The 18550-nt window shown below is 67.5% G+C and carries 16 protein-coding genes; all 16 read right to left on the bottom strand.

The window, feature by feature from the left end; all coding sequences use genetic code 11:
* Positions 1-103: 103 nt before the first annotated feature.
* Positions 104-277 carry a hypothetical protein gene (locus GH664_RS19985; protein ID WP_153169875.1) on the bottom strand — a complete coding sequence of 58 codons (174 nt, stop codon included), beginning with the start codon at positions 275-277 and terminating at the stop codon, positions 104-106.
* A 25-nt stretch (positions 278-302) separates the two neighbouring features.
* The gene (locus tag GH664_RS19980) at positions 303-1493 is read right to left on the bottom strand and encodes a hypothetical protein (RefSeq protein WP_153169874.1); all 1191 of its coding nucleotides are present in this window, start codon (positions 1491-1493) and stop codon (positions 303-305) included.
* A gap of 2 nt (positions 1494-1495) precedes the next feature.
* The gene (locus GH664_RS19975) at positions 1496-2014 is read right to left on the bottom strand and encodes a phage tail protein (protein WP_153169873.1); all 519 of its coding nucleotides are present in this window, start codon (positions 2012-2014) and stop codon (positions 1496-1498) included.
* The gene (locus GH664_RS19970; protein WP_153169872.1) at positions 2014-3612 is read right to left on the bottom strand and encodes a phage tail sheath C-terminal domain-containing protein; all 1599 of its coding nucleotides are present in this window, start codon (positions 3610-3612) and stop codon (positions 2014-2016) included. The genes GH664_RS19975 and GH664_RS19970 overlap by 1 nt, the downstream gene beginning before the upstream one ends.
* A 65-nt stretch (positions 3613-3677) precedes the next feature.
* Positions 3678-4121, bottom strand: coding sequence for a phage tail protein (locus tag GH664_RS19965; protein WP_153169871.1), 444 nt, complete (start codon positions 4119-4121; stop codon positions 3678-3680).
* 17 nt (positions 4122-4138) lie between these two features.
* A complete protein-coding gene (locus GH664_RS19960) occupies positions 4139-5896 on the bottom strand; it encodes a phage tail sheath subtilisin-like domain-containing protein (RefSeq protein ID WP_153169870.1) in 1758 nt (585 codons plus the stop codon).
* 77 nt (positions 5897-5973) lie between these two features.
* Positions 5974-6828 (bottom strand): hypothetical protein, encoded by an 855-nt coding sequence (locus GH664_RS19955; protein ID WP_153169869.1) that lies wholly within the window; start codon positions 6826-6828, stop codon positions 5974-5976.
* Complete coding sequence (locus GH664_RS19950) at positions 6825-7412, bottom strand: DUF4255 domain-containing protein (protein WP_153169868.1); 588 nt, start codon at positions 7410-7412, stop codon at positions 6825-6827. Before GH664_RS19950 ends, GH664_RS19955 begins: the two co-directional genes overlap by 4 nt.
* Positions 7413-7435: 23 nt before the next feature.
* On the bottom strand, positions 7436-7666 hold the full coding sequence (locus GH664_RS19945; protein ID WP_153169867.1) for a hypothetical protein: 231 nt from the start codon (positions 7664-7666) through the stop codon (positions 7436-7438).
* 401 nt (positions 7667-8067) lie between these two features.
* On the bottom strand, positions 8068-9327 hold the full coding sequence (locus tag GH664_RS19940; protein ID WP_153169866.1) for a putative Na+/H+ antiporter: 1260 nt from the start codon (positions 9325-9327) through the stop codon (positions 8068-8070).
* A gap of 184 nt (positions 9328-9511) precedes the next feature.
* Positions 9512-10711, bottom strand: coding sequence for a formate-dependent phosphoribosylglycinamide formyltransferase (gene purT, locus GH664_RS19935; RefSeq protein ID WP_153169865.1), 1200 nt, complete (start codon positions 10709-10711; stop codon positions 9512-9514).
* A gap of 138 nt (positions 10712-10849) precedes the next feature.
* Entirely contained in the window at positions 10850-11980 is a 1131-nt protein-coding gene (locus GH664_RS19930) for an aminotransferase class V-fold PLP-dependent enzyme (RefSeq protein ID WP_228111638.1), read from the bottom strand.
* Positions 11981-12115: 135 nt separating this feature from the next.
* Positions 12116-14722 carry a penicillin acylase family protein gene (locus GH664_RS19925; protein WP_153169863.1) on the bottom strand — a complete coding sequence of 869 codons (2607 nt, stop codon included), beginning with the start codon at positions 14720-14722 and terminating at the stop codon, positions 12116-12118.
* A gap of 114 nt (positions 14723-14836) precedes the next feature.
* Positions 14837-15628, bottom strand: coding sequence for a UDP-2,3-diacylglucosamine diphosphatase (locus tag GH664_RS19920; protein ID WP_153169862.1), 792 nt, complete (start codon positions 15626-15628; stop codon positions 14837-14839).
* Complete coding sequence (locus GH664_RS19915) at positions 15628-16860, bottom strand: glycosyltransferase family 1 protein (RefSeq protein ID WP_153169861.1); 1233 nt, start codon at positions 16858-16860, stop codon at positions 15628-15630. Before GH664_RS19915 ends, GH664_RS19920 begins: the two co-directional genes overlap by 1 nt.
* Positions 16861-16912: 52 nt before the next feature.
* Positions 16913-18550 carry a murein L,D-transpeptidase gene (locus tag GH664_RS19910; RefSeq protein WP_228111637.1) on the bottom strand — a complete coding sequence of 546 codons (1638 nt, stop codon included), beginning with the start codon at positions 18548-18550 and terminating at the stop codon, positions 16913-16915.

Below are 18550 nucleotides of genomic sequence, written 5' to 3'. Positions count from 1 at the left end.
TTCCCGGGCACCACATCCGTGCAGGAGCGGGCTCGACCGCGACCGGACGTGTGAGATCGCGGTCAAGCCCGCTCCTACGGGGACGTTCGTTCGCCTTCGCACCTCAATCCGCCACCACCCGCTGTGCCCGCTCCTCGCGCACCCGCTGCTCGCGCGCGATCCGCTCCATCAGCTCCATGTCGCGCGCCCCTTGCGACTCACCGCCGGACGAAGACTGCGCCGGCATCTCGCGCTCGGGCGTGACCTCCGCCTGCATTTCCTCGATCGTGATCGGCATGGCCGTGCTCCTCTTCGCTCGTGACTCAGCGGATGCCGATGACGAAATCCGCCTCGGCGCCCACGTCCACCTTCAGGCCGCTGCTGCCGTCGTCGATCAGCCTCCCACCCGCAGCAACCGAACCGTGTGGCGAGCTGGACACGGCCGGCTGCAGCAACTGGCTGGTCGACAGCGTGTGGGTCGAAACCGTCGTCTCGCTGCGCAGGCCGGAGAACCCCGCGCTGGCGCTGGCTCCGACAGCAAGGCCGGCGCTGGCGGCAGCGCCCGCCGAAGCCCCGACGGCGACACCGCCGCCCACCGACAAACCAACTCCCGCACCAACCCCGCCACCGAGCGACAGTCCGGCACCGGCTCCAGCACTTCCTCCAAGGCCGATCCCTGCCCCTCCGCCTGCGGCAAACGCTGCGGCGGGCAGCAGATTGGCACTTGCTCCCGCGCCCGCGCTGGCACCGAATCCCGCGCTGGCCGAGGCTCCCGCGGATAATCCGGCGCCGGCCGAAGCGCCGATGCCACCCGAAAAACCCGCCCCCATCGATGCACCGGCGGAAAATCCCACGCTCGCCGACGCGCCGACCGCCAGTCCGCCGCCAGCGCCAAAGCGCAGGCTGGCTGCGCCGTTGGCGCCGGCGATACCTCGCGCGGCGCGCGGCGCGCCCATCGCGTTCGCCAGGCCCTGCGCACCGCCGACCGGGCCACCGTCGTCCGGCACGACGACCGCCTCGGGCGTAATGTCGCTATCGACGCTGGCTTGCTGGTCGCTGGTGCCGATGTCGAACACCTTCTCCTGGTTGGCCAGGGTCAGGTTGATCGATGCGCGGAGCGGCAGGCCGCCGGCAGCGAAGAAATCGATCGTCTCCTTGTACTGCTCCACCAGGCCGGTGAAGGAATAGGCGCCCCACGAGAACTTCACCGTCGGCGGCACGAACTTGCTGCTGCCTTCGGCGATGGGCTGCAGCATCTGCGCCATCTTCTTGGTGACGACGCGCACGTCGGTGCCGGTGTCGGTGGTGTCGAACACCAGATCCATCGTCAACTTGGACGAGGTCTGGCTGACGTACTGCTTCTTCTTCGCGCCCTTGCCCTCTTCCTTCAACGTGTTGCTGACCTGCATCTGCAGGCTGGCGGGATTGAAATGCACGTCCACCTGCACCTTCGGCCCCGTCAGGGTCTCGAAGGTGGCTGGCGTGTCGGCGCGGTCTTCTGGCAGTTCGGGCATCTTCAGCCTCCACTCACCGGCAGCAGCACCAGGCCTTCATGCGCCAGATGCAGTTCCTCGATGCCGACCTCGTTGCCCTTCGCATTGAGGTCCGCCGCCTTGAACTTGACCGGCAGCGCACGGCGCAAGGCCCAGCGCACCACTGCCTCGTCGCGCGCGTTGCGCATCTCGATCTCGACCATCAGGCGATAGGCGTAGGCGCCGCCGCCCACCATGCTGAACCAGTTCCACAGATCGCGCGTCTGCGTCATGCCGCGCTTGAGCACCACGGTGGCGAAGCTCACCGGGCCGGCGCGCTGCGCGGCGCCATAGTTCGACCCGCCGACCTTGATCACTTTCGGCTCCATGGTCGCCTCCAGGCCGGTGCACTCGGAGAAGGCTCCCTGGCAGATCGGCACATCCGTCGTGCTCGCGGGAACGTGGCCGAGCGCCTGCTTGCGGAAACTGACGTGAAAGCGGAAGACGTGCAGCGGCGCGTAATCCAGCCGCTCTTTCGCCTCCCGGCTCAGCGGATCTGCCATCACGCCACCTCCTGCGCCGTCAGCGCCACGCCACCGCCGATCAGCTCCAGCACCACGGTGATCCGCTCCACGGAAGCGACCGGCAGCACGGCAATCTCGGCGCGCACGCGGCCGTTGTCGAGGTCGTTCTGGCTCATGGTGCTGCGGTCGCAGCGCACGACGAAGGCATCGGCGGCAGTCGCACCGCCTAGCGCGCCTTCGCGCCAGAACGCCAGCAGCGTCTGCTCCAGACTGCGACGCACATGGCCCCACAGTGCCGGGCCATTGGCCTCGAAGATGGCGGACTCGCCTGCACGCCTCGCAGCGCGCAGGATGGCGCCGAGCAGGCGCGCAACACCGCCCGCGCGCCAGGGCTCCACGTCCGACGTGCTCACATCGGAACGCAACGCCCAGCCGTCGGCACCTGGCGCCACCACGCACACGCGCTCGGCCAGTCGGTCGGACGAGGTTTCGGCGACACCGCTCCAGCTCAACACCGGTTCGCTGTCATACACCGCCGGCAACAGCGTGCCGGCGACCGAACGGAAGGTGCCGCGCGCCAGGGCGTTGCGCGCCAGCAGACCAGCCAGCATCCCGTCGGGCGGCTCCAAGAGCGACGGCAGGTCGCTGCTGGACCTCGTCCTGATCCAGGGCCAGCCGAGCTGCACGAAGGCCGCCTCGGGCCTGCCCTGAGGGTCGTCGTCAATGCCCGCCTGCAGGATCCCGGCACGCTCCAGCCAGGCGGCAAAGTCGGCCTGCGCCCACACCGTGCCCGAGACCGCGATGCTGCGCACATCCGCGCGCGGCAAAGGCAAGGCTGCGAGGAACTGCATCTCGCGATGGTCGCGGGCGAAGCGTGCGCGCGCCGCGGCGACCGCGTTGCGCCAGGCGTAAAAACCCGTCTCGTCGCAGCGCGGCGGGGCGAGGTCGCGCAGGCCGACGTCCTCCTCCACGCGGGCCTCGCCGCCGTCGGTGCATTCCACGAACACTTCCGGTGACGCGGGCGGCTCGATCGCGACGCTCACCGTGTCGCCATCGGCGGCGCAGGCATCGGCGAGGTCGGGCGCCGCCACCAGCGCCACCTCCGGCAATCCGAACAGATGCCCCAGTCCGCGCCAGGTCGTCGGATCGACCGCCGTCGCTTCGGGTGCGATGAGCGCCGCGAGCCGCTCATCGCGCGCCGCAGCGCGTTCCCCGCTCGCCTCGAGGAAAGGCCAGGGATCCCCCGCACGCACGATGACAGCGCGACGGCCCCCGTTGGCAAAGAAGCTGCGCACCGCCGCGCCGAGGTAGCTCGTGCACCGGCGCGTACTGCCCGCCTTCACCGGCCGTGCGTCCCAGGCAAACAGGGCGTCGAAAGCGGCCCAGCTCTCCACCACGACGGGAAGCTGGAACAGCGTCTCGATCTCGTCGGCATCGCTACGCCACGAGCCGGGCGACCAGCCACGTGCCGCCGTCGCGTCGCGCACCAGCCAGCGCTGCGCGGCAAGCGCGTCGATGACGCTTGCCGGAAGCGGGCCGGGCCGCCGCGCGACGTAGCCGATGAAGCAGGCGACGTCGACCCGGTTGGGATCCGGGCGCAGCGGCGGAGCGGCGGTCTCGTAGCGCAGGCCGTACATGGCAGGCTCGTTGGCGTTCGTCGGTTATGGATCGGAATGTCGGTCCGGATCGTGTCGAACGGGCCTCAGGCCTGGATCTCGAAGCCTTCGGCCGACAGCACGATTTCCTCCATCGCTACGTCGGTGCCCCCCTTGCCGGCCAGCGTCGGGCCGGTGTACTTCATCGGGATGCAGCCGCGCAGCACCCAAGTCCGCACCGGCTTCCGTGCCTCGTCCATCAGCGTGATGGCCACCGTCTTCTGCGCGGCCGGGCCATCGGTGCGGGTCTGCTGGATCCAGGCCCACAGGCTGTCGAAATTGACGATGCCGCGCTTGCAGGTCACGTCGCTGACCTTGTGTACGCCGGCCACCTTGCGCACATGGTTTTCCTTGTCGTTGCCGGCGCGATACTCGGCGACCGTCACTTCGGTGCCGATGCCCGACACGTCGGAGAAGCCGCCGAACTCCTCGCCGCCATCGAAATTGACGACGAAGTTGAAGGCGCCGTAGGGCGTGATGCGTTCAGCCATGATTCAGTCCCCCTCGCTCAGGCACTGGCATCGGCGGTCTTCTGGCCGATGCGGAAGATGACGAATTCGGCCGGCTTGATCACCGCCACGCCGATCAGGCACACCAGCCGACCGTTGTCGAGGTCGTTCTGGGTCATGGTGCTGCGGTCGCAGCGCACGAAATACGCTTCCTCGGTCTTGGTCCCAAGCAGCGCGCCGTTGCGCCACTCGTTGTAGAGGAAGTCGGAGATCGTCTGCCGCACGTTGGCCCACAGGCGCTCGCCGTTGGGCTCGAACACCGCCCATTGCGTGCCGCGGTCGATGGACGACTCCAGATAGTTGAAGTAGCGCCGCACGTTCACGTACTTCCATTCCGGGTCGGACGAGGGCAGACGCGCACCCCACACGCGGAAGCCGCGCCCCGACAGGTAGCGCAGGCAGTTCACGCCGATCGGGTTGAGCATTTCCTGCTGCGCGAAGTTGATGTCGAGCTCGAAGCGCAATGCGCCGCGCACCACTTCGTTGGCCGGCGCCTTCCACACGCCGCGCTGGATGTCGTTGCGCGCGTAGATGCCGGTCACGAAGCCCGACGGCGGCAGCGCAAGCTCGCGCGGGATGTCTTCGCGGCCCGGGCGCGCCAGCGGGTTGGGGACGACGACCCAGGGGTAGTACACCGCGGCGTAGCGCGAATCGATCAGGCCGCGCAGCGTGCGGGCCTGGCCAGGCGTCTGCGCCGGCGGCAGGTCCAGCACCGCGATGCGGTAGGCGCGGCGCGCCTCGGCGTGCGAGATCAGCAGGTTGTTCACCGCCTGCGCATCCGCGTAGGCCGCAGCCCCCGGCGCAGCGACGATGGACACGTCCTCGAGGCTGGCCAGTTCGCCCAGCGCGAGCGCGTAGTCGCTCGAAGCCGGTGCCGCCCCGTCGGCGCCGTTGCCCAGCGCGAAGCTGCGTTCCAGTTCGCCCGCGGCATTGGCCGTGGCGCCGGCAAACAGGGCATTGCGCAACTCCAGCGCACTGACGTTGCCGCCGATGGTGATCGCGAACATGTTCTGCAGATGATCAGCGCGTCGCGACGGCGTAGCCGACATGACATGCCCCACCCAGGCTGGATGGGTGCGATCGAAACCCATGCCCTCGAAGCTGAGGTTCTCGCCATCGGCATCGATCGCCACCACCAGCAGCGTGACGATGCGCGGCGTGTCCGCGGCAAGGGTCGCAACCACTTCAGCCGCGCCGGCCGGATTGCTTGCGGGCCGCCATTCGCTGCCCACCTTCAGGTGATAGGCGGTCGTGCCGCCGCTGCCGGTCACCAGCAGCGTGCCTGCGGGGGCGTTCTGCATCGCCGGCAGCGCGACCGGCGCCAGCACTTCGCGCACGACGATGCGCCCGTTGCCGATCGAGCCGGGGAAGCGCGCGACAAAGCTCACCGCCTCGTCAGCGGCGGTGCCGTCGGCAGTGACGCCAGCCGCCGCCGTTGCCGCGTTGGCGCCCACCGCGCGCGACACGTAGAGACGCGAGCCGCCTTCGTTGAAGAAGGCCCGCACCGCATGCGCAAGGTAGTTGGTGTTCGGGCTGGTGCCCGTCAGCGCAAGGTCCGAGATTCCCCCGTAGATGCGCTCGAAATCACCGAAGCTGGTGAGCAGTTCGGGCACTTCCTGCTCGTCCTCGTCGGCACGGTACGGCCCCTTGCGAGTCGGTCCGACGAAGGCCGTCGTGCTGGTACCCACGCCTTCGATGGACTTGGCGCGGAAGCTGGTTTCCTCGACATAGACGCCGGGTGCGAGGTACTCGGGCATGGCTGGTCTCCTTTCTTCGAGCGTGCTGGGCCGTGTTCACGCCCAGGGAAATGGACGACGACGCATGGACTCCCATCTCATGGCAAGTCGAGGCCCAGGTTCAGGTGTGGCGTGCCCCGCGCTGCGAGGCTCAGGTTGCGCTGTGCCGACGGCAGAGTGGCGCGGCGCCGTTCCAGATCATCGGGGTCCACCAAGGGCAAGCGTGGCGGCGGACGGCCCCCAGCCACCGCTGACGGGTTCGTGCGCGTCCCGGCTGCGGGATCGAAATACACTTCGACGGTTGCGGCGATGCTGCTGACCACCACCGCACCTTCTTCTTCCGACCAGGTCGTGACCGGCACGCCGGCCACCGGCACGAGCCCCTCGCCGCGCCAATCAGTGAGTCCGCGGGCGATGACCCTGCCACCAGACACGACACGCAGCAGCGCACCGCCGAGCGCATCGCCGAGCGGCCGGTTGCCGGCATTGCCGCCAGCGTTGCCCGGCAAATTGCGCGTCACAGTGACGCGCAGGGCGCACCAGTTGGTGCCGAGATCGGCGGTCGGCGCGGGATAGAGTGGCACGTCCGCGGGGACGAAGAGCGAATCCGCCGCATCGGCATCGGGGTCCGGATCGCGCGGCAGCGCGATGTGGGCAATGCGCGGAAGGTACCGGCCGGACAGTTCGCGCACCACAACCTCCAGCGACTCGCTACCCGGATCAGGGTTTGGCGGTGGCGCGTCGAAACGAAGGGCGTGGGCGGGCAGCCGATCCCATTCGTGAATGACGAACAAACCGCTGCGGTTGCGGACGATGCGCGCGCCTTCGGCCTCCACCCGCAGCATGCCGTGCGCCGCGCGCAAGGGCATGGCGGTCACGCCGTCAACCGGGCGCAGGGCGCCGAGCACCCGCCATTCCAGGCGCTCGAGCTCGCGCAATTCGCGTACGCTCATCGCGCCTCCTCGCCAAAGGCAAAGCGCGCCGCAACCACCGGCCGGAACTCGGCGGCATCCACATCCGGGTCGATCCGGACCAGCCTCGCGACCCACGAAACCGATAGTCGATACGACGGCGTCAGGGCATCCCAGATGCGCATCAGGTCCTCGGTGGACAACTCGGACGGGACGATCTGGATCACCTCGTCGCCCGCCCAGCCGGCCTCGGGTGACAGGGAGGACAAGTCCAGCACTGGAAACTGGTGCAACTGGCGCAACGCCCAGGTCAGGGCCACCTGTTCCTCATGCGCGGTCATGCCCCACGCGCTCATCAGGTAGTGCAGATCCAGACCCAGCGGTCCGGCACCGGATTCGGCCGCGCGCAGGTGGGCGCTCTGGCGACTGTGCTCATTCACCGAGATGCGGTAAAGGAAGAGCGTGATGCGATTGCCCTCCTCCATGTCGCCGGCGAGCTGACCGGCGCTCATCAGGCTGAACTCACAGGCGGGCATGGTCTGGCCGGCGACTTCCGCGGGATAGGTGTTCCGCAGGAAAGTCGCGATCGAGCTGCCGACCGAATGCACACCGAATACGTTCGCCATCGCCTGTTCCGTATCGAATTTCGTCAGTGCGTCCCGCCCGCGCCCCGTACGCCCGCCCACGCATAGATCAGGCGCCCGTCGGGCATGCGCTGAGCCCGCACCACCCCGCGCTGCACCAGCACGCCGAGCGCTGCCTCCACCTCATCCGCGGTGGCCTCGACGCCCTCACCCACCAGCCACCAACGCGCAATGCCCTGCGCGCTGTCCGCGGCGTCCGGATGACTGGCGAAATACCGTTGTATTGCCCACGTCACCCTCGAGAGGTTGCCATCGAGCATGGCGCTGGCTCCGAGTTCGGTCCGTGCTCAGTCAGCAAGTACCGCGCCACCTGCTTCCAAAAACCTGACGGCGTTGCAGGCAGCGGGATGGCGCAAGGTCGGCATAAGCCGGCATCTGAATTATCGGGTCACGGCCGACCCACCAGATTTACGGTATTGACGACCCAAACTCCGAATGCCTTCAGGGGATTGAAGCCGCTCGCCGGAAACATGAGTGAGGGTCCAGCAGTGTCACGGCGGGTCAAACTTTCCCCACTCAACCGGTAGCGCCCACTCCACCTCGCGGCACGGTGCGACCCCAATGGACGCACAAAAGGACGCCGGGCCGACCGCAATGCGGCCGGCCCGGCGATCCCGATGCAAAACCGGAGCAGTCGCTACAAGGCCTGGAAAGCGAAAATCGCAACGCAGGTCGGTGGCAGGGCCGCGAGGAAAAGGCCGAGCGGACTGATCGCTTCGTCCGTGAAGCTCGACTTGAGAATCGCAACGCCTGCCGGGTTCGGGGCGTTCGCGATGATCGTCAGACCACCGCCCGTGACCGCTCCGGCCACGATTGCGTACTTGAAGTCGAGGGTGACGCCCTCGACCAGCGACGCGAGATACGTCAGCGCAGCATTGTCGGTCACGGCCGTGAGTGCCGTCGCCAGGAAGTAGAGCAGCGTCGGTTCGACGCCCACCAGCGTCTGCTGCAACCACCACTGCTGCAATCCGCCCAGCACGACGAGCCCGGCGAGGAAGAAGGCCACCATGAGCCCCTCGCGCAGGATCAGGCGATCCTGGTGCTTCTTGTAGGCTTCGGTGTAGCCGATGAAGAACAGGAACAGGCCCATGAACACGGCAGGGTGGTGCGCAAATGCGACGACCGCCACCAGGAAGAGGAGGTGGATGCCCGTTACGACCGGTGGCACCTTCGACGATCCGGATTCACCATGAACGTGCCCCCTTTGGGCGAGTTCCTTGCGGAAGAACCAGGTCAGGACGAACGCATTGAAGGTCACTGCCGCCGCGGCCTTCCAACCGAAGTGGGAGAACATGTAAAGAGTGTCCCAGCCCCACTTGCCAGCCACCATCAGCACCGGCGGCGCAGCGAAATGGGTGAGCGTGCCGCCGATCGACACATTCACGAACAGCAGACCCAGCGTGCCGTACTTCAGGCGGTTCGAAAGCTGATACTGGAAAAAATTCTCGCGCAACATCAGCGCGGCCAGGGTCATTGCCGCCGGCTCGGTGATGAAGGAGCCGAGCAGAGGCACAACTGCGAGGATCAGGAAATACATCGCCACGGCGCGCGGGATCGGAATCGCGGCCGCAAACAATCGCACCACCCCGACCACTGCGTTGAGAATGGGACGACTGGCAGCGATCACCATGATGACGAACACGAACATCGGTTCGGTGAAATTGCGCCCGTCGAGGTAGCCCACTGCGGCCTGCTCGCCCGAAAGCACGAACAGCCCCAGAATCAGGACAAATGCCCAGAAGCCGAAGACGACTTCGACCTCTGCCAGCAGGTGCCAGAGTCCGGCGTGCGCCGGCTGGAGATGCGCAAGACGGGCAAAGATCTTGGTCGAGAAGGTGTGCAGCACAGCGATCGCGAAGATCACGGTCGCAAAGAGTTCGGGGGCGGTATGAGTCATGGCGGAAATCTCGCGACTGGTCTGCGGCTGGGCGCCGGACGATACAACAAGGTTTTTGCAGGGGACAAGGCTGGGAGGCCGGTTCGACCACCGCGTCGCGCACCGGGCGAACCGCGCAGCGACCGAGGATGCGGCGCCCGCGCCCGCGATCTTGAACTCATCGGTGAGCGATCGCCGACGAGGCTCAGCCGGCGACTGGCTTCACCCGACTCGCGGCCAGCTTCGCGCGCTCGCGCGCCTCGTCGATCGAGGCACCATTCGCAACGGCAACCCCCATGCGACGCTTGACGAAGGATTCCGGCTTGCCGAACAGGCGCAGGTCGCTGCGCGGCACCGCCAGCGCCTGGGCCACGCCGTCGAAGGCGATCCCCGCCGCTTCCATGCCGCCATAGATCACCGCCGAGGCGCCCGGCTCGCGCAGCGTCGTATCCACCGGCAGGCCGAGGATGGCGCGCGCATGCAGCTCGAACTCGGAGAAGCGCTGCGAACACAGCGTCACCAGGCCAGTGTCGTGCGGGCGCGGGCTGACTTCCGAGAACCACACCTTGTCGCCCTTGATGAAGAGCTCGACGCCAAAAATGCCACGCCCGCCGAGGTTGCCGGTGACCGCAGCAGCGATGCGCCTGGACTCCGCCAGCGCGGCGGGGCTCATCGGCTGCGGCTGCCACGATTCGACATAATCTCCGGCCACCTGCACATGGCCGATGGGCTCGCAGAAGTAAGTCTGGACCTCGCCCCGCTCATCGCGCGCGCGCACCGTCAGCAGCGTGATCTCGTAGTCGAAGTCAACAAAGCCCTCGACGATCACCCTGCCCTGGTTCACCCGCCCGCCCGCCGCGGCGTATTCCCATGCCTTGCCGACATCCTCCGGGCCGCGCAGCGTCGATTGCCCCTTCCCGGACGACGACATCACCGGCTTCACGATGCACGGATAGCCGATCACCTCGTCGATGGCCGCCTGCAGCGCCTCGAGCGAATCGGCGAAGCGATAGGGTGAAGTCGGCAGGCCGAGCTCCTCCGCGGCGAGGCGGCGGATACCTTCGCGGTTCATCGTCAGGCGCGCGGCGCGCGCGGTGGGAATCACTTCGGCCAGGCCCTCGGCCTCGACTTCCGCCAGCATGTCGGTGGCGATCGCCTCGATCTCCGGCACGATCAGGTGCGGCCGCTCCTGCTCGATCAGGCTGCGAAGCGCTGCACCATCGGTCATCGAGATGACGTGCGCACGATGCGCGACCTGGTGGCCGGGCGCATCCGCGTAGCGATCCACGGCGATGACCTCCACGCCCAGCCGCTGCAGCGCGATGATCACTTCCTTGCCGAGCTCGCCGGCGCCGAGCAGCATGACCTTGAGCGCGCTGGGAGACAGAGGGGTGCCGAATCTCATGGGAGGGAATTCCTTCAGTGAATGTCCGTTGCTGGGCTGCCGCGCTGGCGCGCCCCAAGCCAGGTCTTGTCGCCGCAGCCGCAGCCGGATCCGGTCCGGCCGCGAGCGATTTTCGAGCTTGGCCGATGTCCGGCGACGTCAGCCGGGCAGGCGCTCGATCGCCTGCTCCAGGGCCGCAACGCTGCGTTCGACTTCATGCAGCTTGTCGAGCCCGAACAGGCCGATGCGGAAGCTGCGGTAGTCGGCGCGCTCGTCGCACTGCAGCGGCACGCCGGCGGCGACCTGCATGCCAAGGGCGGCGAACTTGCTGCCGTTCTGGATCTCCGCATCGTCCGTGTAGCTGACGACCACGCTCGGTGCCTGGAAGCCCGGCGCTGCCACGCTGGGGAAGCCCTTGCGCTCCAGCGTGGCGCGCACCCGCCGGCCAAGCTCGCGCTGTTCGTCACGCACCTTGTCGAAACCGTAGGCCTGCGTTTCCTTCATGACGTCGCGCACGCTCGCCAGCGCGTCGGTCGGCATGGTCGCGTGGTAGGCGTGTCCGCCGCTTTCATAGGTTTCCATGATCTGCAGCCACTTGCGCAGGTCGCAGGCGAAGCTGGTGCTGGAGGTCTCGTCGATGCGGGCTCGCGCGCGCTCGCCCAGCATGACGAAGGCGCAGCAGGGCGAGCCGCTCCAGCCCTTCTGCGGCGCGCTGATGAGGACGTCGATGCCGACGTCGGCCATGTCCACCCACATCGTGCCCGAAGCAATGCAGTCGAGCACGAACAGGCCGCCCACTTCACGCACCGCGGCCGCCACCGCGCGCAGGTAGTCATCGGGCAGCATCATGCCGGAGGCCGTCTCGACGTGCGGCGCAAACACCATGTCGGGTCGCTTAGCGCGGATCGTCGCCACGACTTCGTCGATCGGCGCCGGCGCGAACGGCGCCTTGGGGCCGGACTCGACCTGGCGGGCCTTCAGCACGATCTGCTCCGACGGGATACGGCCCATGTCGAAGATCTGCGACCAGCGGAAACTGAACCAGCCGTTGCGGATGACCAGGCACTTGCGGTCGGTCGCGAACTGCCGCGCGACGGCCTCCATGCCGAAGGTGCCGCTACCGGGGACGATGATCGCCGACCTGGCGTTGTAGACCTGCTTCAGGATCGCGGAGATGTCCTTCATCACGCCCTGGAAGCGCCGCGACATGTGATTGAGCGCGCGATCGGTGTACACCACCGAATATTCGAGCAGCCCGTCGGGATCGACATTGGGTAGCAAGGCTGGCACAGGCAACTCCGCTGGTAGAAAAAGTAAGTTCCTGATCGTAGCAAATGCACGCCGCTTTTCGGCAAATGCGCGCATCGCAAGCCGGGCAGACCCAACGACTCCGCCCGGCCTGCATCCTCCTGCGCCGCAGACGGCTCAGCGCGCCGGCAGCGAGAGCTGCTCGACCGAGCGGGTGTCGCGCCTGACCTCCTCAGCCGACCATGGCAGGGCCTTGCGGCCGAAGGTGTCGAACAGCTCGAGCTGATCGGCGTAGTGCTGCGAGCGCATTCCCTGCGCGTCGATGAAGCCGCTCTGACCCGGCCCGAGCACATCCCAGGCCCGCACCGCGCCACCGCCCAGCGCCACCATGTTGTTCTCGGTGCCGCGGTTCATCACCACGTGCGTCTGCGCCCCCTCGACCTCGAGCGCCTGCGGGATGCCCATGAAGTTGTTGGTGAAGTAGCGCAGCCGCGCGACCGGCACCTTCCAGTTCGCCGGCACTTTCCCGCCGTACTCAGCCGCCAGCTTGTCCGCCGCCTGGCCCAGCGCCTCGCGCACCACCTCGAGCGCATCGCGACCGTTCAGGAAGTCGTACTGCTGCGGCACGCTGGCCGACTTGCCACGCAACACCTGGTAAAGCAGCTTGGTGCCGACCTGGATGTTGATCGAGCCTGCCGGCGGACGGTCGGGCGTCGGATAGCCGGTGGCGCCGAAATAGCGCATGAAGTCCGCCGGCACCTCGTCGGCGAACGTCGCCTTCAGCATCGCGCTCAGCCAGGCGTCGAGGATGGCCGGCGCAGGATGGTCGTAGACGCCGTCGCGGTTGTTGTCGGTATTCATGCCGTCCCACTGCTGCAGCGCGGCGACCAGCGCTTTGCGCGCATCGCCCTCAGGCAGCGGCGCCACCGCATCACGCAGCACCGGCAGGAAGTAGCGCGCATTGACGTCGGCCAGGCTGGTGGGCTTGAGCAGGCTCCACATGCCCTCGGCGTCCATCGGCCCCTTCGCGCGCAGGCGCTGCTCGAGCTCGTTGAGGCGATCGGCGGCGCCCCACGACAGCCAGATCATGTCCGGGTTGGGATAGCCCTTGATCGGCGGGTTGTTCCAGTTGGCGATGTAGCCCTGGCGCGGGTTGTAGATCTTGGGGTTGGTGTCGAAGGAAAGCAGGCCGTCCCAGTCCATCTCGCCGGTGCCCGGCACCGGCAGGCGCAGATCGTGGCCAGGCTTGCGTTTCGGATATTTCCCGGTATGCGCATAGCCGATGTTGCCGTTGGCATCGGCGTAGTACCAGTTGATCGTCAGCGCGTGACGTTCGGCCTGCTTCAGCCACTGCGCCCAGTTCTGCGACTGGCCCTTGCGCGTCCAGGCGATCAGCGACTGCAGTTCCAGCCCGTCCCAGGTGCGCTGCTTGGAGTAGGCGACGCCCTGCGCCGCATCGCTCTTGACCACCACGCCATGCACCGTGCGGAACACGTCCAGCGTGACCGGCGCAGCGCCCTTCACCGCGATGGTCTCGGTGCGCTTCTCCATCGTGCGCCACTCGCCCTTGTGCTGGTAGCGCATCGGGTCGGCCGGATCGAGCTTCTCGACGAAGATGTCGACGCCATCGCCGAAACCGGCGGTGGAGCCCCAACTGATGCGCCCGTTGGTGCCGAACAGCACGCTTGGATAGGCGAACGGCGTGTTGCCCACCAGATCGAAACCAGCGCCGTGCAGGCCGATGCCGTAGGTGTAGGCCGGAGCGAACCAGCCGAACTGCGGGCCGTTGAGCAGGATGGAGTTGGCGCCGCGCGCAAGCTTGCGGCCGATGATCCACATGTTGCTCGCCGCCGGGAAGCCGGCCTGGCCGGTCATGCCCAGCGTACGCAGTTCGGCCAGCAGCAGCTCGCGCTGCGCTTCCGGCGTGCCGCCGGCCAGCGCGCCGTCAGGCGTCTTCGCCAGGCGGGCCAGGGTGGGCGGCACGTCGTCGTAGCGCGGCAGCGCATAGGCGAGGGACGCATCGCTGGCCTGACGCGCCAGCTTCACCGCGTATTCGCCTTCCTCCGGCGCGATCGTGGTCGGCGTCTCGGGGTCCACGATCCACTTCAACTGGTCGAAAATCTGCTTCCCCTTCGCCTCGCCGTGCTTGTCGATCAGAGCGGTGCGCAGCGCGAGATTGTCGAGCTCGGTGTTGAAGTCGGAGAAGCGGTTGGCCATCGTGCCGACGAACACCATCGCGACGTCGTAGGCCGTCCACGGCGCGGGCTCGAAGCCGAAATCGCGGAACTGCTTCGGCATCAGGCGATCTGGATCGGCCTTGACCCTGTCGAGCCAGGCGTTCATCCCAGCGGCGTAGCCTTCGAGGATGTCGCGATCCGCCTTCGGCAGGGCCGCGATCTGCGCATGGATCGAAGCCGGCCAGAAATTGGCGCGGGTGGCCTTGTCGAAGGCGAGAAACTTGTCGCCCAGCACCTCGGCCACCGTGCCCTGCGTGCTGCGGCGCGCCATCTCCATCTGAAACAGGCGGTCCTGTGCCACCGAATGGCCGTAGCCATAGAACAGGCCGAAGACGGTATTCGCATAGACGTGCGGCACGCCCCAGGAATCACGGCGTACCGTCACCGTGCCTGCTCTGGCAACCTTCCCGCTTGCGGCGAGATGAGCAGCAGCGTTTGCGGATTCGGCGATCGCGGACGGCGGGACCCCCAGGCCGCCCATGGCGGTGATGGTGGCCATGGCGAACAGGGCTCGCCGCAAGCGGGGAGCCCGAACAGGGTTTTGCATGTTGTTTGTCTCCTCACCCGGTTCCGGACGCATCGGATCGCGACGGTCGGGCGACATTCGTTTTTCGTATCTTCGTCACGCGCTGGCGCGGTACGCCGGCGCGGGCCGCGAATCTTAGGCGACGAGTGTGGGCGTGTCCATCGCCTCCTTGTCGCGATCCGCCGCACCGGCCAGCACACCCCAATTCACCACCTCGATCCGGCCATCGTAATGCTCGACGATCGCGCTGCAGGTATCGACCCAGTCGCCGCAGTTCAGGTAGCGGATCGCGCCGATCTGGCGATCGGAGGCCCAGTGGATATGGCCGCAGATCACGCCGTCCAGACTGCGCTGCTGGGTGGCACGCGCCACCGCATCCTCGAAGTCGAAGATGAAGCCGACCGCACGCTTGACCTTCTGCTTGGCGTAGCCCGCAAGCGACCAGTAACCTGAGATGTGCAGCGCGCGCCGCACCCGTGACAGGACGTGGTTCATGCGGACCAGCCCGTTGTAGGCGACGTCGCCGAGCACGGCCACCCAGCGATGATGGCGGGTCACCTGATCGTACTCGTCGCCGTGGATCAACCAGTAACGCCGGCCATCGATGCCCTGGTGCACCCACTCGCTCTCCACACGGATGTCGCCGAAGGCGATCCCCGCATATTCGCGCAGAGCCTCATCATGATTGCCCGGGATGAAGAACACCTTGTCGCCGCGGCGCGCCCGGCGAAGCACCTTCTGTACCACCGTATTGTGTGACGCCGCCCACTGGATGCCGCGGCTCATTGCCCAGAAGTCCACGATGTCGCCCAGCATGTAGAGGTACTCGGACTCGTATTCCTTCAGGAAATCGAGCAGGCGGTCGGCCTGGCAGGCGCGCGTGCCCAGATGCACGTCGGAGATGAACACGGCGCGGACCTGCTGCATCAGCGCTCCGCACCCAGTAGTCGATCTGCGCCCGCCTCGCCCGCTGCGGGGTGCGCGCCCTGCCAGGCGCGCAGCAGCGAGGCCGCGAACTGGTCGTTCACCCGCTCCCAGTCGAAGTGCTCGGCGCTCGCGCGCGCCCGCTCCGCGAGCCGGCGGCGCAGCGCGCCATCGCACGCGGCACGGACCGCTCGGTCGATGAACGCGGCCTCGTCGCGACCCGACGCACACAGGCCGTTGTCCATGTCACGTGCCACCTCGGCCGCCGCCGCATAATCGAAGGCCACCGCGCACAAGCCGCTCGCCATCGCCTCGAGCATCACGTTGCCGAACGTTTCGGTGAGGCTGGGAAACAGGAACAGGTCGGCGGAGGCGTAATGAGCTGCAAGATCCTCGCCGATGCGCATGCCGCACAGCTTCGCCTCGGGACATTCGTTCGCCACTGCCTCGCGCATCGGCCCATCGCCGACGATCACCAGTCGCGCTTCAGGGCAGGCGTCGCGTACTGCAGCATAGGTGCGCAACACCAGCGGCAGGTTCTTCTCCGGCGCCACGCGGCCGACGCTGATCAGCACCACATCGTCGGGCGACGCGCCCCACTGCGCGCGCAGCACGTCGCTGCGGCGCGTGGGCGAAAACAGGCTCGTATCAACGCCGCGCGACACCACCTCGACGCGCTCGTAGCCCTGGCTTCGCAGGATGCGGGCCATCTCAGCGGTCGGCACGAACGTGGTTTCGGTGCGGTTGTGGAAGCGACGCAGATAGGCCGCCACCGGCTGCCGCAGCCAGCCCACGCCGTAATGCTCGCTGTAATGATCGAAATTGGTGTGGAAATCGGAAGTCACCGGCAAGCGCAGCTTCCTCGCCGCCGAAATCGCCGTCCAGCCGAGCGGCCCTTCGGTGGCCACATGCACCAGATCCGGCCGCTGCCGGCTCCACGCCCGCACCAGAGCGGCCTTCGCCGGCAGGCCGAAACGAAGACCGTCGTAGCGCGGCAGCTTCATGCCGCGCGACAGCATCTCCTCGTAGTCGCCGCCGCAATGGGCGACCTCGCTGCGCGCCTGCCGGGGGCGGATCAGTTGCACGCGATGGCCGCGGTGGATGAGCCCATCGACCATGCGCTGCAAGGTCATCGCCACACCGTTGACCTCGGGCGGATAGGTCTCGGTGACGAGCGCAATGCGCAGCCGCGGCTCGAGGCAGAGATCCTCGGTGATGAAATCGAGCGTCTTCATGTCGCCGCAGCTTAGGCGGCGATTGCGACGCTGCCGTTACGCTCCTGCGTCGCTACGATGACAGCGCGGACAGCAGCCGTGCATCACGATCGTAGATGTCCTTGCGGAAATGCACTGTGCCGGATGCGTCCGCATCGGCCGTGTAATAGAGCAGCATGACCGTGATGTCGCGATTCACCGGCACGGTGCGCGTCTTGCCGGTGGCGATGGCCGCTTTCAGAGCCTCTGGGCTCCACTGCGTCGGGTCGTCGAGCAGCAGCACGGCCAGCTCCAGCGGATTCTGCACACGGACGCAGCCCGAGCTGTAAGCGCGCGAGGCACGATTGAACAGCGCGCGTGACGGCGTATCGTGCAGGTAGATCGAATAGCGATTGCCGAGCGCAAACTTGATCTGCCCCAGCGAGCCATCCGCCCCGGAGGATTGCACCACCTGATAGGGGAAGCTGCCGCCCTGCCCGGCCCAGTCGACGGCCGACGCGTCGACCGTGCGCCCGGACCGATCCACCAGTCGCAATCGATGGGAATTCAGGTAACCCGGGTTGCGCCGCATGCCGGGAATCACATCCTCGCGCAGGATGGTGGGCGGCACGACCCACTTCGGGTTAAGCACCAGATGCTGCACGCTGTCCAGCAAGGAGGGCGTCTCGCGCGACGGCCGCCCCACCACCACGCGGGTGGACCACACCCGCTGATTGGCGAGGCGCAGCTCGGCACGAAAACCGGCGACATCGACCAGCAGCAGGTCGGGATCGATATCGGCCGCGACCCAGCGCCAGCGCTCGAGGTTGGCGCGAATCCGCGAGATGCGCTCCGTCACCGGCACGTTGAGCGCTTCCAGCGTCGCCATGCCCACCGCCCCATCCGCATCGAGCCCGTGGCCTGCCTGGAAGCGCTTGACTGCGCTCACCAGCGCGTCGTCGAAGCGATCGCCACTCGCGCCACCGGATGCCGCCAGATCGCCGCTGGCGAGCAGCCGCGCCCGCAACGCAGCGACCCGCGGTCCCCGATCGCCCGCACTCAAGCTCGGCCCCGCCGCAATGCGCGTCCAGCCGCCGGCGCGCTCGAGCTCGCGGAAGCGTGCGAGCGCCACGCGCAGGTTGCGGTATGCATCGACCTGCGGCGCCTGTGCGGCGACCGCCGCCGGCAATGATTCACCGTCGAGCACGTCCTGCAACTGCGCCGCTAGCGTTCCGGCGTCGGGCAGCGGCGAAAAATTCCACATCGAATGCAGGCTGCGCGGATCGACCTTGCCGTAGCGAAGGTGGCGGACCAGCTTCGCCAGCGATCCGGTAAACAACACGTCGCGCGCCGCCACGACCGACGGATCTTCATCAGCCGGGCGTGCCGGCGCGCTCGCGCGCAGTTGCGCAATGCCGTAATCGGCCGGCTCCAGGCCGTCCGCCCGGCTCTCCTCGACAACGGCGATCAGCGCCGACCTGCGCCCCGCGTCCCCCCAGATCGGCGCGAAACCACGCCGCTCGTAGGTCGTGCGTACCACGTCCCACTCCCTCGATGCGGGACGCGCGCTCAGCTCGCGCGCGATCGACTGCTCGAGGGGAGGGAGGACGACCCCGTTGTCACCTTGCGCCCAGGCTTGCCCCGCCAGGCCCGCGAGCGCCAGCCCGCAGAGCACGATGCGGCGCAGGACGTGAAAATTTTTGCGCAAACCGATCGCAACATCGTTTAGCAT

The sequence above is a fragment of the Thauera sp. 2A1 genome, assembly GCF_009469595.2.
Classification (GTDB): Bacteria; Pseudomonadota; Gammaproteobacteria; order Burkholderiales; family Rhodocyclaceae; genus Thauera.
This window is presented reverse-complemented; position numbering and strand designations above follow the sequence as displayed.